The sequence below is a fragment of the Bradyrhizobium sp. 172 genome (genome assembly GCF_023101065.1).
In the GTDB taxonomy this organism is placed as follows: domain Bacteria; phylum Pseudomonadota; class Alphaproteobacteria; order Rhizobiales; family Xanthobacteraceae; genus Bradyrhizobium; species Bradyrhizobium canariense_D.
Genome location: NZ_CP064701.1, coordinates 4,239,660 through 4,266,246, shown reverse-complemented (window position 1 = coordinate 4,266,246; position 26,587 = coordinate 4,239,660). Strand labels below are relative to the sequence as shown.

Annotated in this window: 25 protein-coding genes; 17 read left to right on the top strand and 8 right to left on the bottom strand. The window is 63.7% G+C overall.

The window, feature by feature from the left end; all coding sequences use genetic code 11:
• Positions 1-146: 146 nt before the first annotated feature.
• Together IVB07_RS20630 and parE are read right to left on the bottom strand one after the other, a co-directional pair.
• Entirely contained in the window at positions 147-929 is a 783-nt protein-coding gene (locus IVB07_RS20630; protein WP_018454438.1) for an outer membrane beta-barrel protein, read from the bottom strand.
• A gap of 455 nt (positions 930-1,384) precedes the next feature.
• On the bottom strand, positions 1,385-3,427 hold the full coding sequence (parE, locus tag IVB07_RS20625) for a DNA topoisomerase IV subunit B (RefSeq protein ID WP_018454437.1): 2,043 nt from the start codon (positions 3,425-3,427) through the stop codon (positions 1,385-1,387).
• Positions 3,428-3,700: 273 nt separating this feature from the next.
• On the opposite strand from parE, the gene IVB07_RS20620 reads away from it, so the two are divergent.
• From IVB07_RS20620 to argC, 3 genes are all read left to right on the top strand, one after another.
• A complete protein-coding gene (locus IVB07_RS20620) occupies positions 3,701-4,231 on the top strand; it encodes a DedA family protein (protein ID WP_018454436.1) in 531 nt (176 codons plus the stop codon).
• Positions 4,232-4,454: 223 nt separating this feature from the next.
• On the top strand, positions 4,455-5,123 hold the full coding sequence (locus IVB07_RS20615) for an FMN-binding negative transcriptional regulator (RefSeq protein WP_085353489.1): 669 nt from the start codon (positions 4,455-4,457) through the stop codon (positions 5,121-5,123).
• Positions 5,120-6,103 carry an N-acetyl-gamma-glutamyl-phosphate reductase gene (argC, locus tag IVB07_RS20610; protein WP_018454434.1) on the top strand — a complete coding sequence of 328 codons (984 nt, stop codon included), beginning with the start codon at positions 5,120-5,122 and terminating at the stop codon, positions 6,101-6,103. The genes IVB07_RS20615 and argC overlap by 4 nt, the downstream gene beginning before the upstream one ends.
• 65 nt (positions 6,104-6,168) lie before the next feature.
• Here argC and IVB07_RS20605 read toward each other — a convergent pair whose 3' ends face one another.
• The 3 genes from IVB07_RS20605 to phaC all read right to left on the bottom strand — a co-directional run bounded on the left by IVB07_RS20605 (position 6,169) and on the right by phaC (position 9,391).
• Positions 6,169-6,936: an outer membrane beta-barrel protein gene (locus IVB07_RS20605; protein WP_018454433.1), complete on the bottom strand. Its 768-nt coding sequence runs from the start codon at positions 6,934-6,936 to the stop codon at positions 6,169-6,171.
• Positions 6,937-7,118: 182 nt separating this feature from the next.
• On the bottom strand, positions 7,119-7,517 hold the full coding sequence (locus tag IVB07_RS20600; protein WP_018454432.1) for an MAPEG family protein: 399 nt from the start codon (positions 7,515-7,517) through the stop codon (positions 7,119-7,121).
• A gap of 65 nt (positions 7,518-7,582) precedes the next feature.
• Positions 7,583-9,391, bottom strand: a complete 1,809-nt coding sequence (gene phaC, locus IVB07_RS20595; RefSeq protein WP_026232733.1) for a class I poly(R)-hydroxyalkanoic acid synthase — start codon at positions 9,389-9,391, stop codon at positions 7,583-7,585.
• A gap of 254 nt (positions 9,392-9,645) precedes the next feature.
• Here phaC and IVB07_RS20590 point away from each other — a divergent pair, with 254 nt between their 5' ends.
• The 5 genes from IVB07_RS20590 to IVB07_RS20570 all read left to right on the top strand — a co-directional run bounded on the left by IVB07_RS20590 (position 9,646) and on the right by IVB07_RS20570 (position 14,628).
• Complete coding sequence (locus IVB07_RS20590) at positions 9,646-9,921, top strand: hypothetical protein (RefSeq protein WP_026232732.1); 276 nt, start codon at positions 9,646-9,648, stop codon at positions 9,919-9,921.
• Between the two features lie 213 nt (positions 9,922-10,134).
• Positions 10,135-11,355: an LL-diaminopimelate aminotransferase gene (locus tag IVB07_RS20585; RefSeq protein ID WP_018454429.1), complete on the top strand. Its 1,221-nt coding sequence runs from the start codon at positions 10,135-10,137 to the stop codon at positions 11,353-11,355.
• Positions 11,356-11,384: 29 nt separating this feature from the next.
• Positions 11,385-12,701, top strand: a complete 1,317-nt coding sequence (locus IVB07_RS20580; protein ID WP_018454428.1) for a homoserine dehydrogenase — start codon at positions 11,385-11,387, stop codon at positions 12,699-12,701.
• A gap of 80 nt (positions 12,702-12,781) precedes the next feature.
• Positions 12,782-13,783, top strand: a complete 1,002-nt coding sequence (gene glpX, locus IVB07_RS20575) for a class II fructose-bisphosphatase (RefSeq protein WP_018454427.1) — start codon at positions 12,782-12,784, stop codon at positions 13,781-13,783.
• 125 nt (positions 13,784-13,908) lie between these two features.
• On the top strand, positions 13,909-14,628 hold the full coding sequence (locus IVB07_RS20570) for a haloacid dehalogenase type II (RefSeq protein ID WP_018454426.1): 720 nt from the start codon (positions 13,909-13,911) through the stop codon (positions 14,626-14,628).
• Positions 14,629-14,688: 60 nt separating this feature from the next.
• Here the strand turns inward: IVB07_RS20570 and IVB07_RS20565 are convergent, their stop codons facing one another.
• The 3 genes from IVB07_RS20565 to IVB07_RS20555 all read right to left on the bottom strand — a co-directional run bounded on the left by IVB07_RS20565 (position 14,689) and on the right by IVB07_RS20555 (position 18,630).
• Entirely contained in the window at positions 14,689-16,509 is a 1,821-nt protein-coding gene (locus tag IVB07_RS20565; RefSeq protein WP_018454425.1) for a peroxidase family protein, read from the bottom strand.
• Positions 16,510-16,683: 174 nt separating this feature from the next.
• Positions 16,684-17,655 carry an MBL fold metallo-hydrolase gene (locus IVB07_RS20560; RefSeq protein ID WP_026232731.1) on the bottom strand — a complete coding sequence of 324 codons (972 nt, stop codon included), beginning with the start codon at positions 17,653-17,655 and terminating at the stop codon, positions 16,684-16,686.
• 309 nt (positions 17,656-17,964) lie between these two features.
• The gene (locus IVB07_RS20555; RefSeq protein ID WP_018454423.1) at positions 17,965-18,630 is read right to left on the bottom strand and encodes a GntR family transcriptional regulator; all 666 of its coding nucleotides are present in this window, start codon (positions 18,628-18,630) and stop codon (positions 17,965-17,967) included.
• A gap of 118 nt (positions 18,631-18,748) precedes the next feature.
• On the opposite strand from IVB07_RS20555, the gene IVB07_RS20550 reads away from it, so the two are divergent.
• The 9 genes from IVB07_RS20550 (at position 18,749) to IVB07_RS20515 (ending at position 26,576) form a co-directional block, all read left to right on the top strand.
• Positions 18,749-19,543, top strand: coding sequence for an enoyl-CoA hydratase/isomerase family protein (locus IVB07_RS20550; RefSeq protein WP_018454422.1), 795 nt, complete (start codon positions 18,749-18,751; stop codon positions 19,541-19,543).
• Between the two features lie 9 nt (positions 19,544-19,552).
• The gene (locus IVB07_RS20545) at positions 19,553-20,812 is read left to right on the top strand and encodes a CoA transferase (protein ID WP_204511108.1); all 1,260 of its coding nucleotides are present in this window, start codon (positions 19,553-19,555) and stop codon (positions 20,810-20,812) included.
• Between the two features lie 52 nt (positions 20,813-20,864).
• Positions 20,865-21,857, top strand: a complete 993-nt coding sequence (locus tag IVB07_RS20540) for a tripartite tricarboxylate transporter substrate-binding protein (RefSeq protein WP_026232729.1) — start codon at positions 20,865-20,867, stop codon at positions 21,855-21,857.
• 101 nt (positions 21,858-21,958) lie between these two features.
• The gene (locus IVB07_RS20535) at positions 21,959-22,441 is read left to right on the top strand and encodes a tripartite tricarboxylate transporter TctB family protein (protein ID WP_018454419.1); all 483 of its coding nucleotides are present in this window, start codon (positions 21,959-21,961) and stop codon (positions 22,439-22,441) included.
• An 11-nt stretch (positions 22,442-22,452) separates the two neighbouring features.
• Positions 22,453-24,039, top strand: coding sequence for a tripartite tricarboxylate transporter permease (locus tag IVB07_RS20530; protein ID WP_018454418.1), 1,587 nt, complete (start codon positions 22,453-22,455; stop codon positions 24,037-24,039).
• Positions 24,036-25,040: a 4-hydroxythreonine-4-phosphate dehydrogenase PdxA gene (locus IVB07_RS20525; RefSeq protein ID WP_018454417.1), complete on the top strand. Its 1,005-nt coding sequence runs from the start codon at positions 24,036-24,038 to the stop codon at positions 25,038-25,040. The genes IVB07_RS20530 and IVB07_RS20525 overlap by 4 nt, the downstream gene beginning before the upstream one ends.
• 130 nt (positions 25,041-25,170) lie before the next feature.
• Positions 25,171-25,380, top strand: a complete 210-nt coding sequence (locus tag IVB07_RS20520) for a hypothetical protein (protein ID WP_083926364.1) — start codon at positions 25,171-25,173, stop codon at positions 25,378-25,380.
• A complete protein-coding gene (locus tag IVB07_RS40435) occupies positions 25,374-25,502 on the top strand; it encodes a hypothetical protein (protein ID WP_018454416.1) in 129 nt (42 codons plus the stop codon). Before IVB07_RS20520 ends, IVB07_RS40435 begins: the two co-directional genes overlap by 7 nt.
• A gap of 12 nt (positions 25,503-25,514) precedes the next feature.
• Positions 25,515-26,576 (top strand): glycosyltransferase family 4 protein, encoded by a 1,062-nt coding sequence (locus IVB07_RS20515; protein ID WP_247766635.1) that lies wholly within the window; start codon positions 25,515-25,517, stop codon positions 26,574-26,576.
• Positions 26,577-26,587: the final 11 nt, after the last annotated feature.

Here is a 26,587-nt window from a genome sequence, read left to right as displayed (position 1 = left end):
CTAGCCGTAGCCGTGGTCGGGATACAATGGCCGCTGATGCAGGCCGCAGGGCGGATGCATGTCCATACGCAAGGTCCGCTGAAGCACCGTACAACGAAAAAGCCCCGGACGATGCCGGGGCTTTGACGTCTGAACTTGCGTTCGGATCAGTACTTCGCGACGACCGGACCGGTCCAGTTGAAGCGGTAAACCAGCGAAGTCGAGATCGTCTGGTTCCAGCTGTTGGCGCGAATGCTCTGACCGACCGGGAGGTTACCGGCATCGAACAGGATGTCCTGGGTCTTGGCATTGTAGAAGGCCGAACGGTACTCGGTCTTCATGAACCAGCCGGGCGACTGGATGCCGAAGATGTTCAGGTTGTTCTCAACGCCGCCGCCGATGAACCAGCCATTGCGGTTGTAGCCGTTGAGGTGAACGCCGGCCGGAGCGCCAGCCAAGGTCATGAAGTTGGTGCTGCCGAAGTGGGCGCCGGAGTAACCGCCGTTGACGTAGGAGAGAACGTTCGGAGCGACCAGCCAGCCGAGGCGCACACCAGCGGCCCAGGAGTCTTCCAGCTTCTGGTTGCCGGTGATGCCGAGCAGGGGATCTTGAATGGTAGCACGGATGCTGCCGAACTGACCGTCAGCGAACACGCCGGCGACCCAGGTGCCACTGAACTGCCAGTCGTAGCCGAGACCGACGGTGCCGAACCAGCCCGAGCCACCCTGGCGCTGATCGATCGTCAGGGGAACTGCGCCAACCGTGGTCTGGACGCGCTGGTCAGAGGCCGAGAGGCCGCCGCCGGCGCCGCCGAAGATGTAGAAGCCGGTCCAGTTGGCGACGGGAGCCGCCATCGGGGCCTTCGCGTAGGGACGGGCGCCAAGGTCAGCGGCCGAAGCCGAAGCGGTCATGGCAGCAACCGCGGTCAGTGCGAGCAAAATCTTCTTCATCTTAAAAATCCCCAAGCTTTGGTCTGTCTGGCAGGCGCGAGCGCACTGAAGTCCGTGTGATCTGATGTCCCGGACTATACCTGCTTCTCTCCGAAATGCTGTTGCAGAGCAGGCACAGTCGCCGGGAAACGCCGCACGGCAGGGATTCTGGGTGCCGTCGTGGAAATGTGAAATAAGTACGCATTATCAATGCAGTACGTCGAATTTTGCGATTTGCGTTTTGGTAGCTTCTCGTTAGCGAATCCGGCTTTGTCCGAAATGGAGGCAGTCCTGCATCAGTCATGGCTCGGTGAGTCGTTGGCCGAGTCGCGGCGCGATGAGGCCGGGAATCAACGAAATCGAGGCGGACGTTGGCGGGATTGGCGGAAAGAGCGGTTGTCATCTCCCAAAAAACAAAAGAGCCCCGGGCATCATGCCGGGGCTCTGGATGGATACGACCGGGCAGCGCCTGCGGATCAGACGTCCAGCAGGTCGTCATTGGCGAATTCGGCCTTGTCCGAGATGAAGGCGAAGCGGGCTTCGGCCTTGGTGCCCATCAGGCGTTCCACCGAATCCGCCGTGGTGTCGCGGTCGTCGGCGAGCAGAACCACCTTCAGCATGGTCCGCTTGGCCGGATCCATGGTGGTTTCCTTGAGCTGCGCCGGCATCATTTCGCCGAGGCCTTTGAAGCGATTGACCTCGACCTTGGCGTTGGCGTTGAACTCGCTCTTGATCAGCGCTGCCTTGTGCGCGTCATCGCGGGCGTAGACCGACTTCGTGCCGTTGGTCAGCTTGTAGAGCGGCGGCACGGCGAGGAAGAGATGGCCTTCATCGATCAGCCGCGGCATCTGCCGGTAGAAGAAGGTGATCAGCAGCGACGCGATGTGGGCACCGTCGACATCGGCGTCGGTCATGATGATGATGCGCTGGTAGCGCAGATCCTCTTCGCGATACTGCGCGAGCATGCCGCAGCCGATCGCCTGCACGAGGTCGGCGAGCTGCGTGTTCGCCGTCAGCTTGTCCTTGCCGGCGGACGCGACGTTGAGGATCTTGCCGCGCAGCGGCAACACGGCCTGGGTCTTGCGGTCGCGCGCCTGCTTGGCGCTGCCGCCGGCCGAGTCACCCTCGACGATGAAGAGTTCTGAGCCTTCCAACCCTGCATCGCTGCAATCGGCGAGCTTGCCGGGGAGGCGCAGCTTCTTGCCGGCGGTCTTGCGCGCGGTCTCCTTCTCCTGGCGGCGGCGCAGCCGCTCCTCGGCGCGGTCGACCACGAAGTCGAGCAGCCTGTTGGCCTGGTTCGGATTGCCCGACAGCCAATGGTCGAACGGATCCTTCATCGCCTGTTCGACGATGCGCTGCGCTTCGGCGGTGGCGAGACGGTCCTTGGTCTGGCCCTGGAATTCAGGCTCGCGCACGAACACCGAGAGCATCACGGCTGCACCCACCATCACGTCTTCTGACGTAATGGACGACGCGCGCTTGCCCTGGCCGACGCGTTCGGCGTGGTCCTTGAGGCCGCGCAGCAGCGCGCTGCGCAGCCCGGATTCGTGCGTGCCGCCGTCGGGCGTCGGCACAGTGTTGGTGTAGGAAGACAGGAAGCCGTCGGCATCCGCGGTCCAGGCCACCGCCCATTCGCAGGCGCCATGGGCGCCGTTGCGGCCCGACTTGCCGGAGAAGATGTCGGGATGCACCAGCGTGTCGGCATGGATCGCGGCGGCCAGATAGTCCTTGAGGCCACCGGGGAAGTGGAACGTCGCTTCCGCCGGCACGTCGTCGACGCCCTTAAGCAGTTCGGGCGCGCAATTCCAGCGGATCTCGACGCCGCCGAACAGATACGCCTTCGAACGCGTCATCTTGAACAGGCGCTGCGGCTTGAACGCGGCCTTGGCACCGAAGATGTCGGTGTCCGGCTTGAAGCGCACGCGGGTTCCGCGGCGGTTGTTGATCTTGCCGAGATCCTCGAGCTTGCCCTTCGGGTGGCCGCGCTCGAACGTCATGCGATAGAGTTTCTGGCTGCGCGCGACCTCGACCTCGAGCAGCGAGGAGAGGGCGTTCACCACGGAGATGCCGACGCCGTGCAGGCCGCCCGAGGTCTCGTAGACCTTGGAGTCGAACTTGCCGCCCGAGTGCAGCGTGCACATGATGACTTCGAGCGCCGACTTCTTCGGGAATTTTGGATGCGGATCGACCGGGATGCCGCGGCCGTTGTCCGTGACGGTCAAAAAGCCGTCCGCGCTCAATTCGACTCCGATGAAGGTCGCATGCCCCGCGAGCGCCTCGTCCATCGAGTTGTCGATGACTTCGGCGAAGAGGTGATGCAGCGCCTTCTCGTCGGTGCCGCCGATATACATGCCGGGCCGGCGGCGCACCGGTTCCAGACCTTCGAGGACCTCGATGTCGGCTGCGGTGTAGTCGGCCTCGGCACCGCCCGCGCGCGGGGCGGCCTTGGCGGCGCGGGGCTTGGGCTCATCGCCGCCGAAAAAATCGTCTTTTGCTTTGGGCTTCAACTGCTTGGACATATATCTTTATGCGTTTTGAGGGCCGCATGAGCGGCGAATCGGTTGGGCCGACTATGCCACTTCTGACTTGGAAAGGTTATCGCGGGGCGGGCCGGGCGGTGTGGTTGGGAGCCAATCCCGGCGATTTTACGCCGCATCCCCATCAATTCCCGGCAATGTGACGGTCCGGTCCGGCTGGACCTGGCTTTGTGACTTGATGTCACACAAGTCATTGGCTTACCAGTCCTTTTCATCGAGCAGCACCTTCGGGCAGGACGGAAAGGCTATTTTTGAATGGAGCAGTTTGCGCACGGGCTCGCCGATTTCGTGCGCGCTCACCAGACGTGGGCAGCTCCCATCGTGTTCGTGCTCGCCTTCGGGGAGTCGCTCGCCTTCATCTCGCTGCTGATCCCGGCCTGGGGCGCGTTGGTCGCTATCGGCGCGCTGATCGGCGCGAGTGGCATCAGCTTCTATCCGGTCTGGATCGCCGGTGGCATCGGGGCGGCGCTGGGCGACTGGGTCTCTTACTGGTTCGGCTATCGCTACAAGGAGCAGGTCGCGCAGATGTGGCCGCTCTCGCGTTATCCGGAACTCCTGCCCAGAGGCGAGGCCTTCGTGCGCAGCTGGGGCGTGCCGAGCATCTTCATCGGCCGCTTCTTCGGCCCCTTGCGTGCCTCCGTGCCGCTTGCAGCCGGCATTTTCGAGATGCCCTATTGGAGCTTCCAGGCCGCCAATTTCGTCTCGGCACTGATCTGGTCGGCGGCGCTGCTGCTGTTCGGAGATGTGATCGCCAAGATCATGGAATGGATCTGGGGCGTGGTGTGACGTCGGAACCTTGACGGCGACCGCAACTGGCCTTATAGCACCGCGCCATGATCAACGCCGCGACCATCCTGTTCGCCCGTCGCCGCCGCCGCTCTTTAGCGGTTTGGGCGGTCGATCGCGTTTGAGATCATCGTCTTTGCCGCTGGATCCGATCCGCGGCATTCTCTCTCCTGTCAGTGCGATCTGATCCGGCGGCCACCAAGGAGGCCAGCAGGAGACTACGATGTATACGCCACCCTTTTTCAAGCAGGACCGCGCCGCGAGCCTGAAATTCGCCGACACGCGCGGCTTCGGCACCATGTGCGCCTTCGACGGCCACAAGCCGATCGCCTCGCCGCTGCCGTTCTATTTGACCTATGCCGCGGACGGCACGCCGCAGGCCGCGTTTCATGTCGCCCGTCACAATCCGCTGCTAAAGCTTGCGGACGGGACGACCTCCTGGCTCCTCGCGGTCAACGGCCCCGATGCCTACGTGTCGCCGGACTGGTACGTCTCGCCGGATCAGGTGCCGACCTGGCTGTACCAGTCGGTCCATCTGACCGGGCCGGTGCGGTTGTTGTCGGATGGTGAACTGGCCGTGCAAATCGATACGCTCAGCAACAAGTTCGAGAACTGGCTGTTGCCGAAGAAGCCGTGGACGTCGGGCAAGATGACGGCCGGGCGGCTCGAGGCGATGAAGAAGGCGATCGTGGGTCTGGTCATGACGGTTGAGGAGGTCGAAGCCAGCTTCAAGCTCAACCAGCACAAGTCCGACGCCGATTATATGGCGATCGCCAATGCGCTTGGCGCGCAAGCCCATGCCGACGCCAGGGAGATCGCGCAACTGATGCAGGACGTAAGGCCGGAGGCCTTCGCATCCGAAACCAACATGCTCGAAAGGAGCGCGCCATGAGCCTCACTGAAACGACGAAAGCACCGACCACTGGCGCTGCGACAAAGCCGGCCACCGTCTTCGTCGACGGCGGCTCCGGCACCACCGGGCTTGGCATCAACGAGCGGCTGAAGCTGCAGAGCGACGTGGTCGTGAAGACGATTGCCGACGACAAGCGCAAGGATCCCGCGGCCAAGAAGGCGCTGATGGAGAAGGTTGATCTGGTCATCCTCTGTCTGCCCGACGATGCTGCCAGGGAAACGGTTGCGCTCATCGACAGCATGGGGCCGTCGGGCCCGAAGGTGCTGGATGCCTCGACCGCGTACCGGGTCGCGCCCGACTGGGCCTATGGCTTTCCGGAACTGACGCCGGATCAGGCTGGCAAGATCAAGGCTGCGAAGAAGGTGTCCAATCCCGGCTGCTATCCGACCGGCGCGATCGCGCTGCTGCGACCGATCGTCGATGCCGGCCTGCTGCCGCGCGACTATCCCGTCACCATCAATGCGGTGAGCGGCTATTCCGGCGGCGGCAAGTCGATGATCGCGAGTTTCGAGGACGGCAGCGCGCCGTCCTTCGAACTCTACGGCCTCGGCTTCGAGCACAAGCATCTGCCGGAGATGCAGCTCTATTCGAACCTGACGCGGCGGCCGATCTTCATCCCGTCGGTCGGCAACTACCGGCAGGGCATGCTGGTGTCGGTGCCGCTCCAGCTCGACACGCTGCCCGGCAAGCCCAGCGGCGCCGATCTCCAGGCCGCGCTGGCAAAGCGTTACGCCGGCTCGAAATACGTCTCGGTGATGCCGCTGCAGAACGAGACGACCAAGGGTGGCAAGCTCGAGCCGGAAGGGCTCAACGAGACCAACACGCTCGAACTCTACGTCTTCGCCAGCGACAAGTACCATCAGGCGGTGCTGGTCGCGCGGCTCGACAATCTCGGCAAGGGCGCGTCCGGCGCGGCCGTGCAGAACATGCGACTGATGCTGGGATTGCCGGAGGCGTAGGAGCAACATTCGCTGCTCGTCATGACCGGGCTGGTCCCGGGCATGACGGCCGCGAGGGGCGCTTCTCAGTACTTCGCGATGATCGGGCCGCCGAACCTGTAGTTGATGCGGGCCGTGATCAAGTCGACGTCCTGGCCAATGCGGTCGGTACGTGAGAACGTGCCGACGGGTGCCAGCACGCCGTTTGCCGTGAGGGTAACGTCGCGCCGGCCCATGAACAGATGGTCGTATTCGAGGCCGACCGACCAGTTCGGCGCAAAGCCGTATTCGATGCCGACGCCGACCGTGCCGCCCCAGCGGGTGTCGTCGGCACCGTCGAACTCGGCTCCGGCCAGACCGCCGGTTCCGATGCCGCGGTAGCGATTGCGGGTGACGGCGGCGCCGCCCTTTGCGTAAAGCAGTGCGCTGTTCCAGGCGTAGCCGATCTGGCCGGTGAACAGGCCGAAAGCATCGACACGGGTGCGGTTCGCGACGCCGAGCACGGTGCTGGCGTTCCGGCCGGAGAGGTCCGCCCAGTCGCCCTGCGCTTCGAGGCCGAATACGAAGGCGCTGCTCTGCCAGCGATAACCGATCTGGCCGCCGGCGACGGCGCCCGTCGCGTCATGGCAGCCTTCCGCAACGCCGGCCGCGAAACCAACCGTCTGGTCCCAGCAATTGCGTGACGAGCCATATCCGCCGTTGGCGCCGATGTAGAAGCCGCTCCAATCATAGATCGCGGCGATCATCGGCGGCGCCTTGGTGTAGGGACGGGCGGCGAGATCTGCGGCGTTAGCCTGGGTCGCGACGGCAACGAGCGACAACGCGCCGACGGCGGATGCAATCTTCCAATTCATGTCTGCCCCGAATCAATCAATTGCGATGGGCAAATATACCTCTGGATGTGCGATCCATCGTGTCAGCCCAAGAGTGCATTGCTGCTTTTTTCCGCACTGTCGTCGTTCGGCAACACCGGCAGCCGCGATAGGCCTTCGAGATTTCACCCGTTCGTTGCAGGCGCCAACCCAACCGGGGCCGATCAGAGCACCTTGAAGATCGCGAGCGCCAGCACGGCTTGGGCGAGAAAACCGACGGTGAAGGCGAGGGTGCGGAAGACGGGAATACCCATCGCATAGACGATCAGATGCGCAACGCGCGACCAGAAATAGACGGCGCAGGCAAGCACCGTCCACTTCGAGGAGTAGTCGATCGCATTCAGGATCAGCACCAGCGGCGCGAACAGCACGAGGTTCTCGACGGCGTTGTCATGCGCGAACATCAGGCGGTTCGCCCATTCCGACTGCGGCTTGTCGGTGCGCGAGGGATTGGCCATCGCACCACCAAGCCCGCGAATCTGGCAGCGGTTGATGGTGTAGGGAATCCAGAGGATTCCAGTCAGGACCACCGTCAGTGTCAGCCAGAACAATTCACGCGTCATAACCCGGTCCCCTCATCAATTTCTGCTGCAGGCATGGAGCTTATACGAAAGCGCGAAAGATTCTGCTATGCGCGAACCCTGACATAGCTGCCGGGTGCGTCCTCGATCGGGGGAAACGCCTCGCTGCCGACCGTGCGGGCCGGGACTTCCTCGGGATCGAGTGCGCCCAGCCATTGCCGCCAGTCCGGCCACCAGGAGCCCTTGTGCTCGACCGCGCCCTTCATCCACTCGGCGACGTTGGCGGACTTCACGTTGTCGTTGGTCCAGTACTGGTATTTGTTCGAGGCGGGCGGATTGACCACGCCGGCGATGTGGCCCGAGCCGGACAGCACGTATTTCACCGGGCCGCCGAAGAACTGGGAGCCGTACAGCACCGATTCAGCCGGCGCGATATGGTCCTCGCGGGTTGCGAGATTGTAGATCGGCACCATGACCTTGGAGAGATCGAGCAAGGTGTTGTCCAGCACCAACGTGCCGGTCGAGAGCCGGTTCTCAAGGTAGCAATTGCGCAGGTAGTACGAATGGTTCGACGCGGTCATGCGGGTCGCGTCCGAATTCCAGTGCAGCAGGTCGAACGCGCTCGGCTGCTGGCCTTTGAGGTAATTGCTGACGACATAGGACCAGATCAAATCGTTGGAGCGCAGCATGTTGAAGGCCATCGCCATCTTCGAGCCTTCGAGCACGCCCGCCGCCTTCATGTCCTGCTCGAGGGATGCGATCTGCTCCTCGTCGACGAACACGAGCAAATCACCGGCATGGGTGAAGTCGACCTGTGCCGCGAAGAACGTCGCGGACGCCACGCGCTGGCGGCGCTTCTCGGCGAGCCAGGCCAGCGTGGTCGCGAGCATGGTGCCGCCGACGCAATAGCCGGCGGTGTGCACCTTCATCTCGCCGGTGACCTTCTCGATCACGTCCATCGCCGTGAGCGGGCCTTCCTTCATGTAGTCTTCCCAGCTCTTGGCTCCGAGGCGTTTGTCGGGATTGACCCATGAGATCACGAACACGGTGATGCCCTGATCGACGCACCATTTGATGTAGGATTTCTCCGGCTTGAGATCGAGGATGTAGAATTTGTTGATCCAGGGCGGGATGATCAGGAGCGGCGTGCGCAGCACCTTCTCCGTCGCCGGCGCATACTGGATCAGCTGCATCATCTCGTTCTGGTAGATCACCTTGCCCGGCGTCGTCGCCATGTTCACGCCGACGACGAGATTGTCCGGATCGGACTGACGGATCTTCAGCGTGCCCTTGCCGGCGGCGATGTCCTCGGCCAGCATCTTCAGGCCGCGCGCGAGATTTTCGCCGCTGCTGGCCACCGTCGCGCGCAGCACTTCCGGATTGGTCAGCACGAAGTTGGAGGGCGATATCGCGTTGGTGACTTGCTGGACGTAGAACTCGGCCTTGCGGCGGGTCTGCGGATCGAGGCCCTCGGCTTCGCGCACAAGCTCCTGCGCAAATTTGGTCGTGAGCAGATAGAGCTGCATCATGAAATCGAAGAACTGGTTCGACTTCCATTCCGGATCGGCAAAGCGCTTGTCGCGCGGCGAGGGTGCGATCGCGGGCGGTGCGTCCTGACCGGCCATGCGGCGCGCCGCCGAGCCCCAGAGGTCAAGATAGTCCTTGGCGAGCTTGGTCTGGAGTGCGGAGGCCCGCGACGTATCCGACAGCCAGTATTCGGCGACGGCGGTGAAGGTCTTGATGACCTCGGTAAGCTCCGCCGGCGGACGATCCTGCACCTCGCCGCTCTCGCGCGGCTTCAGGTACGCGGCAAGCGCCTTGCCGCCGCTTTCCATCGCCCGCGCGACATTCATCGCGAAGGCTTCCGCATCGAACTTCGTCTCGGGTTTGGGCGTATCGGTGGTGGCCATACTCATGAGGAGAACAGTAACGATTCATTCCGTATTCGTCACCGCGAAGCTCGCATGTTTGGCGTTAAACACTCTCGAAGATGTGTTGCAGTGCGACAAAATTTTCTTGGTTCCGTCACAATCGAGCCGCACCGCTCGGCTTGATGGACTGGGGCTATTTTCTCGCTCGCACCATTTGGGCAGCAATGGTTTGAGCTTGGGCGCGGACTTGGGTAAGGTTGCCCGGGGCCGTGCTTTGGGACGAAGTGGGGATTTCCCTAGTGTTGGCGTTGTGGGACCTGCAAAAGTCGCGGCGGATCTGTGGCGCGCTGCTGATGGCGACGCTCGCCCTGGGCGGCTGCTCGAGCCAGCTCGCGGATATGACGCCTTCCGATGCTCAAGCGCATCCCAGAGAGGCCGGCAGCTATCTGCCGGTGCACGATCTGCCGCCGGATCGCGATCAGGCCGTCATGCCGCCGGACCAACGCGCCAAGATCGAGGCCGAACTTGCTGCCGCGCGCGACCGTCAGGCGGTTGCCACCAAGGACGCGAAATAGGGCGCCGCAAGGTAATCGCTGGCGCCTCCGCCTCGCCGTGCTAAAAGACCTTAGTTCAGCCGAGAGTCAGGGCGAACGACTTCAGTCAACGTCGTCGATGATTGCTCTAAGTATTTGATCTTGAGTAATTTTCGCGAGAGATGCGGGCGCCTTCCGCCTGGTCTTTATGGCCTGTCGATTCTGTCCTGACCGGTTGCCGGAGCCGAGAGAGCCATGGAAGAATTTTACCGCATCCGCCGCCTTCCGCCTTACGTGTTCGAACAGGTCAACCGGGCCAAGGCAGCCGCGCGGAACGCCGGCGCCGACATCATCGACCTCGGCATGGGCAATCCGGACCTGCCGGCGCCTGCGCACGTGCTGGAGAAGCTGAAGGAGACGCTGGGCAAGCCGCGCACCGACCGCTACTCGGCCTCCCGCGGCATCCCCGGGCTGCGCCGGGCCCAGGCCGGCTACTACGCCCGCCGCTTCGGCGTGAAGCTCAATCCCGACACCCAGGTGGTGGCGACGCTTGGCTCCAAGGAGGGCTTTGCCAACGTGGCGCAGGCGATCACCGCGCCCGGCGACGTCATCCTTTGTCCCAATCCGAGCTACCCGATTCACGCCTTCGGCTTCTTGATGGCGGGCGGCGTGATCCGTTCGGTGCCCTCGGAGCCGACGCCGCAATTCTTCGAGGCTGTCGAGCGGGCGATCGTGCATTCGATCCCGAAGCCGCTGGCGCTCGTGGTCTGCTATCCTTCGAACCCGACCGCCTATGTCGCGAGCCTCGACTTCTACAAGGACCTGGTCGCGTTCGCGAAGAAGCACGAGATCCTGATCCTGTCGGATCTCGCTTATGCCGAGGTTTATTTCGACGAAAGCAACCCGCCGCCCTCGGTGCTCCAGGTGCCGGGCGCGATGGACGTTGCCGTCGAGTTCACCTCGATGTCGAAGACCTATTCGATGGCTGGCTGGCGCATGGGCTTCGCGGTCGGCAACGAGCGCGTGATTGCGGCACTCGGCCGCGTCAAATCATATCTCGACTACGGTGCGTTCACGCCGATCCAGGTCGCAGCGACCGCCGCACTGAACGGACCGGACGATTGCATCAAGGAGATGCGCGACACCTACCGCAAGCGGCGCGACGCGCTGGTGGAATCGTTCGGCCGTGCCGGCTGGGAGATCCCGCCGCCGGAAGCATCGATGTTCGCCTGGGTGCCGCTGCCGGAAGCCTTCCGCAGCGTCGGCAGCATGCAGTTCGCGACCCTGATGGTGGAGAAATCCGGTGTCGCGGTCTCGCCCGGCGTCGGCTTCGGCGAGCATGGCGAAGGATATGTCCGCATCGCCATGGTGGAAAACGAGCAACGGATCAGGCAGGCCGCGCGTGGCGTGCGCCGCTTCCTTGAAAGCGGCATCGAAACGTTGCACAACGTCGTTCCGCTCGCCACTCGGCGTTAAGTTCTCTTCCGCAGGTTTTCCAAGGCATCATGGTTGCACCCCTGAAAGTGGGCATAGCGGGGCTCGGCACCGTGGGCGCCGAAGTTGTCCGTCTGATCGAAACGCAGGCGCGGGTGCTTGCCGGCCGCAGCGGCCGTGGCATCCGTGTCGTCGCCGTCACCGCACGCTCGAAGGCGAAGAAGCGCGGCGTCGATCTGCGCGGCATCGAATGGGTCAAGGATCCGCTTGCCCTCGCCACGCATCCGGGCATCGACTGCTTCGTCGAGCTGATGGGCGGCGCGGGCGATCCCGCGCTGGCGGCGGTCGAGGCCGCGCTCGCCGCCGGCAAGTCCGTCGTCACCGCCAACAAGGCGTTGCTGGCAAAGCACGGCCTCAAGCTGGCAAAGGCCGCCGAAAAGCACGGCGGCGCGCTGAATTTCGAAGCAGCCGTCGGCGCTGCGATCCCTGTCATCAAGACGTTACGCGAAGGTCTTGCCGGAACCGGCATCAACCGGGTCTACGGCATCCTCAACGGCACCTGCAATTACATCCTGACCCGGATGGAGCAGGAGGGCCTGTCCTTCGCCGAATGCCTGAAGGACGCGCAACGGCTCGGCTATGCCGAGGCCGATCCGTCATTCGACGTCGACGGCCACGATACCGCGCAAAAGCTCGCCATTCTCGCCAGCCTCGCTTTCGGCACGAAAGTTGCTCAAAGCGCGGTGTATGTCGAAGGTATCTCCTCCATCGCGCCGGAAGATCTCCGTGCCGCTGACGATCTCGGTTACCGGCTCAAGCTGCTCGGCGTCGCGGTTCGCACCGCCACGGGCATCGAGCAGCGCGTGCATCCGACCATGGTTCCGAAATCCTCCTCGATAGCGCAGGTGATGGGTGTCACCAACGCGGTCACGATCGATGGCGAGGGCATCCCGCCGATCACGCTGGTCGGCCCCGGTGCCGGCGGCGCCGCGACCGCATCCGCCGTCGTCGCCGACATCGCCGACGTTGCGCGCGGCATTCGCGCCAATCCGTTCGGCCGGCCGATTTCGCAGCTGCGCGACACCAAGAAGGCGCCGATGGAGCGCCACGAGGGCGGCTACTACATCCGCCTTCTGGCACGCGATTTCCCGGGCACCGCGGCTGCGATCGCGACCCGGCTCGCCGAGCAGAAGATTTCAATCGAGTCGATCGTGCAGCGCCACCCCAATGGCGGCCCTGCGCCGGCAGACGGCAAGGCGGTCCCGGTGCCTGTCATTCTCATCACCTATGCCACGCATGAGGACGCCGTGCGCCGTGCGCTCGCGGCCGTGCAGAAGGACAAGGTGATCAGCGGACGGCCACAGGTTATCAGGATCGAGAAGAACTGACACGGTTCGAACGAACTGTGGGTGTTACGAGTTGATGCGGCGGAGATGTCCGTCCAAAACTGTTTCGAAGGAGTGAGCCGATGTCGACCCATATTTCAGTCCCGCCGCAAGCATTGCTCGAGCGCATTCTCACGCTGGAGATCGTGCGTGTGACGGAGCGGGCGGCGGTGTCTTCGGCGCGTCTGCGCGGGCACGGCAACGAGAAGGCGGCCGACCAGGCCGCGGTGGACGCGATGCGGCGCGAGCTCAACAAGCTGCCGATCGAGGGCACCATCGTCATCGGCGAGGGCGAGCGCGACGAGGCGCCGATGCTCTTCATCGGCGAGAAGGTCGGCATGAACGCCGGCCCGCAGGTCGACATCGCCGTCGATCCGCTTGAAGGCACCACGCTGTGCGCCAAGAACATGCCGGGCTCGATTGCCACCATGGCGATGGCCGACGGCGGCACGCTGCTGCACGCCCCCGACGTCTATATGCAGAAGCTCGCGATCGGTCCCGGTTACGACAAGGGCGTCGTCGAGCTCGATGCGACACCGGCCGAAAACGTCCGCCGGCTCGCCAAGGCCAAGGGCGTCAAGCCCGACGGCATCACCGTTCTCGTGCTCGACCGGCCACGCCATGCCAGCATCATCGAGAGCGTGCGATCGACTGGCGCCGCCGTGCGCCTGATCACCGACGGCGACGTCGCCGGCGTGATCCACTGCGCCGACCCCGACAATACCGGCGTCGACATGTATCTCGGCACCGGCGGCGCGCCGGAAGGCGTGCTCGCGGCCGTGGCGCTGCGCTGCATTGGCGGCCAGATGCAGTGCCGTCTCATCCTCGACTCCGACGAGAAGCGCGAGCGCGCCGCCAAGATGGGCGTCAGCGATCCCAAGATGATCTACGGCATCGAGGACATGGCGCGCGGCGACTGCCTGTTCGCAGCCACCGGCGTCACCACGGGCTCGCTGCTGTCGGGCGTCAAATTCCGCAAGGACGGCGTGATCGAGACCGAGACGGTGGTGATGCGCTCCGTCACCGGCACCGTGCGCTACATCAAGGCCGAGCACCGCGAGCTGGCGAAATTCCACCTCGACTGACGACTGCCGTCATTCAGGACGGCGCGACAGCGTCGAGGCCGGAATCTCGTGCCAATAACCTCTGGATTCCGGGGCCGCTCTGACGAGAGTCCCCGAATGACGAACAACAAAAAGAGGAAGCGCACATGTCCGACCTCTCCGCCGTCAAAGCCCTGGTCTTCGACGTGTTCGGCACCGTCGTCGACTGGCGCACCAGCCTGATCACCGACTTCATGTGGTGGGCGAAGGGCCGCGGCATCAGCGCCGACTGGACCGCCTTGGTCGACGGCTGGCGCGGCATGTACATGGCTTCGATGGATGACGTGCGCAAACATCCCGAGCGCGGCTACGTCATGCTCGATGATCTGCATCGCCGCTCGCTCGAAAAACTGGTCGCGCAATTTTCGATTCCAAAGCTGACCGAGGCCGATCTCGATCACCTCACCAAGGGGTGGCACCGCTTGCACCCGTGGCCCGACAGCGTCGCCGGCCTGACCCGACTGAAGACGAAATTCGTGATCTCGCCGCTGTCGAACGGCAATGTCGCGCTGCTCACCAACATGGCGAAGTTCGCAGGGCTTCCCTGGGACCTCATCATGTCGGCCGAGCTGTTCGAGCACTACAAGCCCGATCCCGAAACCTATCTCGGCGCCGCGCGCCTGCTCGGCCTCAAGCCGGAGCAGGTGATGATGGTCGCGGCCCACAACGGCGATCTCGCCGCCGCGCAGAAGAACGGGCTGAAGACGGCCTTCGTGGCGCGGCCGACCGAATACGGTCCGCTTCAGAAGGTCGATTTCGAGGCCACCGGCAATTGGGACATCGTCGCCAAGGATTTTGGTGGGATCGCCGACAAGCTCGGGTGCTAGGGCGGCTGACGCTCATCCGAGGCGGACGAGGCCCGGAATGCTGAACATATGGGCCAAGGCTCAGCCTCGCAGGACGTTCCACGGGGCGAAGGCATTGTTGACGCCCTCGAGCGCCGGTCCGAGTTGCGGCATATGCCGCAGCAGCACCGATTTCATTCCGTTGTTGTGGATCCAGTCCAGACCGAAGTTGGTGTAGACTTCCGCGCGGTAGTCATCGGTGAAGAACCGGTCGCTCTTCAGACGCCGCGATGCCATCAGGATGAAAATGCGGAAGGCGGTATCGCTGAAGCCGAAACCCTCCGGCAGGTCCTCGGCCAATAATCCGACCATCAGATCAACGCGATCGACGTTGCCCTTGTAGATCGCGCGCATCTTCCTGGCGGCACCGGGGATGCTGGTGATTTCTTCGAATGTGTTGACCCGCTTCTTGCCGACCAGCTCGCGAAACCGGTTGTAGCGCGGCACGCCGCGCTCGCGATCACGCATGATGTCGATCGCGGCCACGTCGAGCAGCGGCTGGCCGTCTTTCGTGAACCGGCGCAGGAAGTTGGGAAAATTGTGGAGGCGAATGGCGCCGGGATGAGCGGTGCCGAACGAGTACAGCAGGTTCGCGAAGCCGTGAGTCTGCATGAACTTGCGGGAGGCGGGGCCCTGCATTTTGACCAAGTCGCTAGCGGTAATCTCTGTGCTATCGAGCCGCCGTACATCAAGGTTTTCCGGGATCAACGGGTGCAGGCGGTACACGGCGGTGAATTCCTCGGTCATCGCGTAGGGCGCGCTGTGCTGATCCGTCGGAGAGCCGATGATGCCAAAGGCGGCTTCGCTGTTCTTGCCGAGCACGGCGCGCAGCACCCGGCACGGGATCCCCGACCAGTTGGCGTGCATGCTGAAGTCCAGTGCGGGATGGCCGAGGATGCCTGGCGTCCATTCGACGGTGTGGATCTTGGCGATCAGGGCCGCGTTGATCAGGCGCGCATGCTGGAATAGCTCCTCGTCCTTCCAGGTCGGATACCGCGCCTTCAAGCCGTCGCAGATGACATTGTGCTCGCGTGCAAAGAGATTGTGCAGCAGGCTGAGCCCCACCCACCAATTGTCGTTGAAGCCGGTGAGATCGGCGCCGGGATGCACCGGATCGGCTGGAAGCATCCCATCATCGCCGACCGCGATCTTCCCATCTGCCCCGGAACGGATCTGCATCTGCCTTGCGCGGTCGCTGCCGTAGATTTGTCCGGCGTCCCACCAGTGCGAGTTGAGGTTGCGGAACGTGGGGGTCGCGCCGAGCCATGGTTCACGTGGCGTCTCGTCGCAAACGGTCCGACGGATCTTCATGCAGTCGTCGATCCGCTCATCCGCAGGCCATTCGTCGTTTGGCGTCAGCGGAATTTTGAACTCGTTTCCCGACTTAGGGGCCCCATGGCTGAACCAATTATGCGTTTCGAACTGGATCCAGGCGGCGGCCAGCAGATTGAGGCTGGTCGCCGGAATAAATTCGTGGCGCGCCAGCAATTCCTCCGAGATCACGCGCGGACTGGGTTCGAGCAGGTCGTCCAGGCTGTCCGGTACGCATTCGGACAGCGCGAAGTTACGTCCGAACCGGGCGCCAGCCATCCCCATGCGCGGATGGTCGAGGCTGTTGAACGAGCCGTCGGCGGAACGCCACCGGTCATTGCCCGTGTTCCAGCGAGGCGATGTCGTGCCGTAGCCGGTATGGTGCAGATTGCGCTCCCGCAGCCGGTCGCGGAACGCCGAGAGATTGACGGCTCCGAGCAGGGTCGGCAGTTTGTCCCATGTGACAAAGAAGTTGACGGCCCGATAGATAACATCCGGGACCCATTGGAGCAGGTCGCGATGGAAGACAAAACCATCGTTCTCGCGGGACATTGACGCTCCCAAACGCAATTGAGCGAAATGAACTTAACTTGCAACTAGGAAGTAATGTTCGCCAACGCCGCCGGAGGCATCACGCAATTTGAAGTTCTTTACCGGCCAGTCGGACGGCGGTGATCGTTCGGATGGTCCGGGCGGCGCGTGTGTCGCCCGGACCAGATCCGGCGATTACAAAGTCATCTGCATCGGTTCGGGATAATAGTGGAATCCTTCACCCGCCTTGGCGACATGGCCATAGCCCGGCCAGGCGAAGTGATAGGACATCACGGGCGTCTTGTTCGCAGCAAGCATGGTCAGCAGTTTTACGCGTGACTCGGCCGCCTGCTTCGGGTCGGTGTCGTAGGAGAATTCCATCCGCGGCCGCTCGAGCAGCAGGACGGGATGATGCGACAGGTCACCAAGGAAGGCGAAGGACTTGCCGGCCGACGAGACCATGAAGATGGTGTGGCCGACGGTATGACCGGGCGCTGCGATTGCCTGCACGCCAGGCAGAAATTCCTGGCCGTCCTTGAAGAACACGATGCGGTCGCGGACCGGCAGCAGGTTCTTGCGGGCGTGAACGACGAAATCCTTGGCCGCGCTGCCGAGCTTGCCTTCGTCGGTCCAGAAGTCGAAATCGGTCTGCGAGATGTAGATCTGCGCGTTGGGAAACAGCGGCTTGCCGCCGTCGTCCACGATGCCGCCGATGTGGTCGATATGGGCATGCGAGCAAACCACGGCGTCGATGTCGCCGGGCTTGATGCCGGCCTCGGTCATGCTCTTCTGCTGCCGACCGGTGGTGACGCCGAACATCTTGGATGAGCCCATGCCGGTATCGAACAGGATGAGCTTGTCGCCGGTGTTGACGATCGGCGAGTTCTGCTCGAGCACGACATTGTCCGGCGACAGGAAATTGTCGACGAGCATCTTCTTCACCTCTTCCTTGGAAACACCGGTGAAGGTGCCCGAGGGATCGCCCAGGGGAAGCGGTCCGTCGGACACGACGGTGACTTCGGCGTCGCCGAGAACGAAGCGGTGCCAGTAGGGCGTCTGGGTGCCGAGCTTGGGAGCGCGCGCCAAGGCGCTGCCGCCGAGCATTGCGCTGGCACCAAGGCCAGCCCCGAGGGTCAACAAGGACCGACGTGAGACATCGATTGTCATGCGTTTCCTCCGCTTTTGTCTTTTGTTTTGCGCAATTGCTTGCGCGTTACATTCGGCCCGCGCCGATGGTCGAATGCTGCGCCGGTTCAGGCAGGCGAGCAAGTGGAATTGATTTGGCGATGATCTCGGTTTGTCGAAGTTGGATGCGCAATTCCGGCGCGCGACAAAAGACGTCCGTTGCCGACGAGCCTCGTCAGCACGATCCGTGCCAGTACGGCCAAAGGCAATCAATGATTGTGTCGTGATTGTGTCTGCTGGCCGCCCGATACGGCGTGACCGCAAGATTCTTTGTACGCCGCGACCTATGGCTCATGCAATTCTCGGCGCGAGCTCGCTCCCTTCCGTTTCGGCAAAGCCCGCCTGCAAAACCTCTTCGCGCTTGTGGCGCAAATGCGCTCGCAGGATATGGGCGAGGCCGACGCCGTCGCGCCTCTGCAGTGCGTTCAGGATGGCATCGTGCTCCTTCACGGCGACCGCCCAGCGTTCGGGCGTCATCGGCGTGACATAGCGCGCGCGGCGGATGCGCGCGGTCACGGACGTATACAGCCCCGCGAGCACCGGGTTTCCGGCCGCAACGACGATGGCTTCGTGAATGGCGCGGTTGCCGCGATAGTACTGGATCAGATCGCGTTCGCGATAATGCCGCACCATGTCCGCGTGCGCGGCGGCAATCGCGTCGATCTCGGCATCGGTGATGCGTTCGCAGGCGAGTTCGCCGGCGAGCGCCTCGAGACCCTGGCAGACCTCGAACAAGTCGCGCATGTCCTTGTCGGTCAGTTTTGCTGCGCGCGAGCCGCGATGCGGCAGGAGCTGCACGAGACCTTCGGCGGCGAGCACCTTGAGCGCCTCGCGGAGCGGCGTGCGCGATATCTGCAGCCGCTCGCACAGTTCGCGCTCGGGAATCCGCGCGCCCGGCGGGATCTCGCCGTCGAGCAGGATGGCCCGGATGCGGCCGACGACTTCCTCATGAAGCATGGGTCTGAAGTCCAATTGAATGCAAAAATGGAGCTATATACGCATTAATGCAAGTTCCGGCTTGTAAATTGATCATTTTGCATTCAAAAATGTAGAAAAGCAGAAGGACATCGAGGAAATGGACCAGCAGGTGAAGGCGGAAGACCTCGTTTTCGAGCGCCAGGACGGGATCGGGCGGATCACCTTCAACCGCCCGCAGGCGCGCAACGCCTTCACTTTCGCGATGTATGAGCGGCTCGCCGCGATCTGCGAGGAGATCAACGACGATCACGCGATCAAGGTACTGGTGCTGCGCGGGGCCGGCGACAAGGCGTTTGCCGCGGGCACCGACATCAATCAGTTCCGCGATTTCAAGTCGCCGCAGGACGCGATCGACTACGAGAACCGCATCGATCGAGTGTTGACCACGCTCGAGCAGTGCCGCGTGCCGACGATCGCGGCGATCAACGGGTTCTGCACCGGCGGCGGCGCGGGCATTGCCGCGGCATGTGACCTCCGCATCGGCACCCAAAGCGCGAAAATCGGCTTTCCCATTGCCCGCACGCTCGGCAACTGCCTGTCGATGTCCAATGTCAGTCGTCTCACCGCGCTGATCGGCGCCGCCCGCGTCAAGGATCTGATCTTCACGGCGCGGCTCGTCGACGCGACCGAGGCTGCCAGTGTCGGGCTGCTCGGCGAGGTCGTCGAGGATATCGCCGCGCTCGAAAGGCGCGCGGACGAGGTTGCCAAATTGCTCGCCAGCCACGCGCCGCTGACGCTGAATGCGACCAAGCAGGCCGTGGCGCGCCTGCAAAGGCGCCTGACGCCCGACGAGGGCGAAGACCTCATCCTGATGTGCTACACGAGCCAGGATTTTCGCGAAGGGCTCGATGCTTTCCTCACCAAGCGCGCGCCGCAATGGCGCGGCCAATAGGACGCCCCGATGCAAAGCGATCGCTCGCAATCAACCTCCGGCCGTTCGGGGCCGCTTGCCGGCCTCAAGGTGATCGATCTCACCCATGTCATGGCAGGGCCGACCTGCACCTTGATGCTGGCCGATATGGGCGCCGACGTCATCAAGATCGAGAAATCGCCGAACGGTGACGACACCCGCCATTCGGTGCCGCCGAAGATCGGCGACGAGGCGGCCTCCTTCCTGATGATGAACCGCAACAAGCGCGGCATCGTGCTGGATCTGAAGACCGATGGCGGCAAGCAGGTGTTGCGGCGGCTGATCGCGGGCGCCGACGTGCTGGTCGAGAATTTTGCGCCGGGCGCCATGGAGCGCCTCGGCTTCGGCTATGACGACCTGCACAAGCAGCATCCAACGCTGATCTATTGCTCGCTGTCTGGCTTCGGCCGCACCGGACCCTACAAGCATCGCCGCGGCTTCGATCTGGTCGCCCAGGCCATGAGCGGAATCATGAGCTTTACCGGCGAACGTCCCGATGGTCCGCCCGTGAAATGCGGCCCGCCGCTGTCCGACATCACCGCCGGCCTGCTGGCGAGCATGGGCATCCTCGCGGCCTACACGCACCGTCTCAAGACCGGCGAAGGGCAGTGGGTCGAGACCTCGCTCTATGAGGCCGCGCTGGTGCAGACCTACTGGCAGTCGACCATCGCGCTGGCCGCGGGCACCGCGCCGCGGGCCATGGGTTCGGCGCATCCGCTCAACGCGCCATATCAGGCGTTCGAGGCCTCGGACGGCTGGTTGGTGGTCGGCGGCGCCAACAAGAAGCATTGGCTGTTGATGCTGGAGGCGCTCGGCGCAAGCGAGCTCGCAGCCGATCCACGCTTCGTCACCGGCGCCGACCGCATGGCCAATTTGAAGGAGCTCGAAGCTGTTCTGAGCGAGCGCTTCCGCACCCGCACGCGCGCGCACTGGCTGGCGGCACTGGACGAGAAGGGCGTGCCGTGCGGGCCCGTGCACGACATGCTGGAGGCGCTCAGCGATCCGCAGACGCTGGCGCGCGAGATGGTTGTCGAGGTCGAGCATTCCACGCTCGGGCCCGTGAAGACGATCGGCTTGCCGGTCAAGTTTTCGGAGACCCCAGGCAAAGTGCGCACGGGCGCGCCGGTCTACGGTGAGCATACAAGCGAGGTGCTGGCCGAGCATGGGTTCGACCGGAAGCAGATCGACGCGCTCGAACAAGAAGGCGCAATCGTGTTGGCATCGGGAAGAGGCGAGGAACGGGTCGCCTGACCGGACGTCGAAAACAACAAGAACAAGAGACAAAAATAAGCTGGAGGACATCATGGGTCAGACATCAAAACTTCTGCTCTCCGCAGCCGTAATTGTGCTCGCCGGCACGACGCCGGCGCTCTCGGCGTGGCAGCCGCAAAAGCCGATCGAGTTCGTGGCGACCGCCGGGCCCGGCGGCGGCACGGACAATCTCGCGCGCGCCGTGCAGAACATCATCACCAAGCACAAGCTGGTGGAGCAGCCGATCGTCGTCGTCAACAAGGGCGGCGGCAGCGGCGCGGAAGGCTATGTCTACGGCAAGGCGTCCGCCGGCGATCCCTACAAGGTGATCTTCGGCACGTCGAATGCCTGGCAGCAGCCGCTCGTCTCCAAGGTCGCTTTCAACTACACCGATCTCACCCCGATCGCGGCGATGGCGCAGGACGAGTTCCTGCTCTGGGTCAAGCAGGACGCGCCCTACAAGACGGCGGGCGATTATCTGAAGGCGGCCGCATCAGGCGAGTTCAAGATGGGCGGCGCGCAGTCAAAGGATACCGACGAGGTGCTGACCCGCATGATCGAGAAGGCCGGCCACATCAAGCTGACCTATATTCCCTTCAAGAGCGGCGCCGAGACGGCCGTGCAACTCGCCGGCGGACACCTGGACTCTCACGTCAACAATCCCAGCGAGAGTCTCGGGCAATGGCGTGGCGCCACCCAGCGCCCGCTTTGCGTCTTCAGCCCGAAGCGGCTGCCGCAGGGCGCCAAGGTCACCGCGACCGAAGGCTGGGGCGATGTTCCGACCTGCGTCGAGCAGGGCCTCGACATCAAGCAGTATGAGCAGCCGCGCACAGTGTGGCTCCCCGGCAAGGTCACGCCGGACCAGGCCGCGTTCTATGTTGACCTGATGAAGAAGGTGCAGGCGACGCCGGACTGGAAGGACTACATCGAGAAAACCTCCCAGGTCGACACGTTCCTGACCGGTGCCGAGTTCGACAAGTTCATCAAGGAGGATCTCGAGCGCGTCAGGCTGGTTGCGAGCGAGCAGGGTTGGTTGGTCAAGTGAGGCTGCGCACGCCTCAAACCCCTCCGCCGGAACGACAGCGAACGCTGGGAAAACACGTGCGCCATAATCGGACACTGTACGTGGCCTGACCGGAGCCCTCGATGATATCGCGCCGCGCTCTCGAACTTGCGACAGCCGTTCTCACCGGCAGCTTCGGTGTGGCGGTCGTCATTTCCAGCCTCGATAACGGCATCGGCTGGTCGAGCGCGGGCGTGGACGCCGGGACGTTTCCGTTCCTGACCGGGATCATCATCGTGCTCGGGAGCCTCTACAACCTGTTTCGAGGTGTCATGCCGGCCGCGACGCTCGCCAGCGTCCCAATTGCCATCACATCGATCGAGCTGCGCCGGCTTGCCGGCCTGTTCGTGCCGGCCGCGATTTTCGTGGCTGCGATCCCGTTGGCCGGGGTGTACGTCGCCTCGGCCCTGTACATCTTCGCGGTACTGGCGATCCCCCGACAACAATCCGTGCCGCGCGCGCTTGGCATGGCGGCGGCGACAGCGCTTGCGCTCTACATCGTGTTCGAGCGCATGTTCCAGGTGAGCTTGCCGCACGGCGCGCTCGCCGCGGCGTTCGGCTTCTGACGGAGAGGCCGATGGACAATCTCGGGGAACTCCTTCACGGCTTCAGTATCGCGATCACGCTGCCGCATCTGGCGCTGATGGTGATCGGCGTGCTGCTCGGCATTCTCGTCGGCGTGCTGCCCGGGCTGGGTGCTCCGAACGGGGTGTCGCTGCTGCTGCCGCTGACTTTCGGCATGCAGCCGGTCTCTGCCATCATCCTGCTCTCCAGCATGTATTGGGGCGCGTTGTTCGGGGGATCCGTGACCTCGATCCTGTTCAACATCCCGGGCGAGCCGTCGTCTGTCGCCACCACCTTCGACGGCTACCCGATGGCGCGCGATGGACGGCCGACGACGGCGCTCGCCACCGCCTTCGGCTCGGCGGCATTCGGCGCGCTGATCGGCGTCATCCTGATCACCTTCCTCGCATCATGGGTGGCGCAAGTCGCACTCGCCTTCGGGCCGGCGGAATATTTTGCGGTCTATTTTCTTGCCTTCGCCAGCTTCGTCGGCATGGGCGGGGCTGCTCCGATCAAGACTGTCGTCGCGCTGGCGATCGGCTTTGCCATCGCCGCCATCGGCATCGACACCGTCTCCGGCAGCGTGCGCCTCACCATGGGCGTCGACGAGCTGGTCAAGGGCGTCAACTTCGTCGTCGCGGTGATGGGCCTGTTCGGCATCGGCGAGCTGCTCGTGGCCGTCGAAGAGGAGTTTCATGCCCGCGCGGTCTCGTCGAAGATAGAGTGGCGCGAGGTGTTTCGCGCGATCGGTCGCCTGCCGCGGCATAGCGTTGCGCTGTTGCGCAGCGCGGCGATCGGATGCTGGATGGGGATCACGCCCGGTGGCCCGACTGCGGCATCGTTCATGAGCTACGGCATCGCCCGGCGCTTCTCGCGCCGTGGCAGATATTTCGGCACCGGGGAGCTTGAAGGCATCATCTCGCCGGAGACGGCCGATCATGCGGCTGGCACCAGCGCGCTTCTGCCCATGCTCTCGCTCGGCATTCCCGGCTCGGCCACTGCGGCCGTCATGATGGGCGGGCTGATGATCTGGGGCCTCAATCCCGGGCCGATGCTGTTCGTCGACCAGAAGGACTTTGTCTGGGGCCTGATTGCCTCGATGTATGTCGGCAACATCGTCGCCGTCGCACTCGTGCTGCTGACCGTTCCGGTCTTCGCGGCCCTGATGCGGATTCCCTTCGTGATCATCGCGCCGCTGATCGTGATCATCTGCGTCGTCGGCGCCTATTCGGTATCGAACTCCTATCTCGATGTCGTCATGATGCTCGGCTTCGGCATCGTCGGCTATCTCTTCAAGAAGCTGTTCTATCCGCTGGCGCCGCTCGTGCTCGCGATCGTCATCGGGGACAAGGCCGAGGACGCGTTCCGGCAGTCGATGCTGATGTCCAAGGGATCGCTCGGGATCTTCTTCGCCAACAAGCTGGTGACATGCCTGATCGTGGCCGGCATCGCACTTTTGCTGCTTCCGCTCGTGCTGCAGCTTGCGCGCCTGCTGCGCAAGCCTGCGCCGTCCACCGACGAGACGACAGCCCAAGAGAGAACGCAAGAGAGAGCTCAAGAGACCGCTCAAGAGACCGCTCGGGAGAAAGTGATCATATGACCGCAAAGCCGCTCATTGCATTGGCAATGGGAGATCCCGCCGGCATCAGCCCGGAATTGACCGCAAAGCTCGTGGTGCAGGACGATATCCGCGCCCGCAGCCAGATTGTCGTGATCGGCGACCGCCGCATCTTCGACGCGGGCGCGCGCGTTGCCGGCGTCGAGCCGGAGCTGACAACAGTGGAGCAGGGGGCCGATCTGCGCGCGGCGGAGGGCGAGACTCTGTTCGTCGACCTCGGCCATCTCGATCCCGGCGACATCCAGCAGGGGATCGCGAGCCTTGCCGGCGGCAGGTTCGCGCTTGCCAACTACAAGCACGCGCTCGAGCTCGGCCGCGACGGCCGGGTCGATGCCGTCTGCTTCACGCCGTTCAACAAGCAGGCGATGCGGCTGGCCCGCGCCGAGTATGACGACGAGATCGCATTCTCCGCCGAAGTGGTCGGACTCAAAACCCCCGCAAGCGAGTTCAATGTGCTGGACCGGCTGTGGAACGCCCGCGTGACGTCCCACATCCCGCTCAAGGACGTCGCCGCGCGACTGTCCGGCGAACGCATCCATAGCGCGCTGAAGCTGACCGATGCCTGCATGCGCAACGCCGGCTTCGCACGGCCGCGCATCGCGGTCGCCGGTCTCAATCCGCATGCCGGTGACGGCGGCAATTTCGGCCGCGAAGAGATCGACATCATTGCGCCCGTGGTCGCCGCCGGCCAGCGCGATGGTATTGCCGCGGAAGGGCCATTTCCCGCTGACACCGTATTCCTGCGCGCCAAGGGCGGCGCCTTCGATGCGGTGCTGACGATGTATCACGACCAGGGCCAGATCGCGATGAAGCTGATGGGTTTTGATCGTGGCGTGACTTTGCTTGGCGGCTTCCCGTTCCCGATCTGCACGCCCGCGCACGGCACCGCGTACGACATTGCCGGGCAGGGCATTGCATCAATCGGGGCCAGCCGCGCCGCGCTGGTGCTAGCCGGAGAGATGGCGGCTCGTCGCGTCGCCTGATTTCTCCGAGGGCGCCTGCTTGTGCCCGCGGTGGCCGTGCGCAGCTTCGGGCCCCACCGGGAAAAAGTGGAAACTTCCGCCGTCGTAACGAGTTGCTGTCCCATGAACGTCTCCATCTCGGAGTTGGAACATGGTAGACGACGACCCGCTGCGAACGGCGGTGGATATTGCTTGGTCCGTTTACCGCGCCCGGCATCGCCACGTCGATGCCGCAGATTGCCGTCGCTGCCTGCTCGAGCGTCATCTGCAAGGGAGATGGGAAGCGCGCGGGAGCGATGCCGAAGAACTCACGGGATTCGGGATTGCCTACCTCGATCGGCTTCCCGAGGACGAATGTTAAGGCTCGTGGAAGGGCTCGTCTGCCGGGTCGCGGCCGCAAGTGCCAGGCCGAATTGGACGCTGCTCGCGATTTCGAACCTTCTGTCCGCCGCGATCGTGCTGATCGTGCGTGCGGCGGCTTGACGGTAGCCTGCCATGCGCATCGCTCAGCTTGCTCCCCTGGCCGAAAGCGTCCCTCCGAAGCTCTACGGGGGCACCGAGCGGGTGGTGGCCTGGCTGGTGGATGGGCTGGTCGAGCTCGGCCACGAAGTCACGCTGTTTGCGAGCGGCGATTCCAGGACGAATGGTGCGCTTCATCCGGTCTGGCCCCGCGCGCTGCGGCTCGGACAGAAGGGGGCGGACCCGACCGCCGCAAGCGCGATGCTGATGGAGGCAATCGCAAGGCGTGCGAAAGAATTCGACGTAATCCACGCGCATGTCGACTGGCTGTCCCTGCCGTTGCTCAGTCGTCTCGGCGTGCCGTTCCTCACGACCATGCACGGTCGCCTCGACTTGCCTGGGCTACCCGACGTCCTCAGGCACTTCCCTGAAGCATGCTTCGTGTCGATTTCCGATCATCAGCGGCTGCCGCTTCCGGATGCGAAATGGATCGGAACCATCCAGCACGGGCTGCCGCCCGATCTGTTTCGGCCGTCCTACGAACCGGGGTCCTATTTGGCGTTTCTCGGGCGGCTCACCGCAGACAAGGGTCCGCAGGACGCCATCCGTATCGCGCGCGCAGTCCAGATGCCCCTCCATATCGCCGCGAAGGTCCCGCGCGCCGAGACGGCCTACTTCAGGAACCACATCGAGCCGAACGTCGACGGCAAGGATATCCGGCTTGTTGGGGAAGTCGATGACGCGAAGAAACAGCCCTTCCTTGCCGAAGCCGCTGCTCTGCTGTTTCCGATCGATTGGCCGGAGCCGTTTGGGCTGGTCATGATCGAAGCGATGGCATGCGGAACGCCCGTGATCGCCTATCGCTCCGGCTCCGTCCCCGAAGTCATCGAACATGGATTGACCGGCTTCATCGTCGAGAACGAGGAGCAGGCCGTCAAGGCGATCGGCGAACTGGGAAAACTGGATCGAAGGAAGGTGCGCGCCCGCTTCGAGGAGCGCTTCTCTGCGAGCCGAATGGCGAGGCAGTACGAACACCAATACCGCAGGCTCGCTGGCGCCGCGGCTCGGGAGTTGATCACTGAACCGTCGGAAACGTGAAAGGAGCAGCC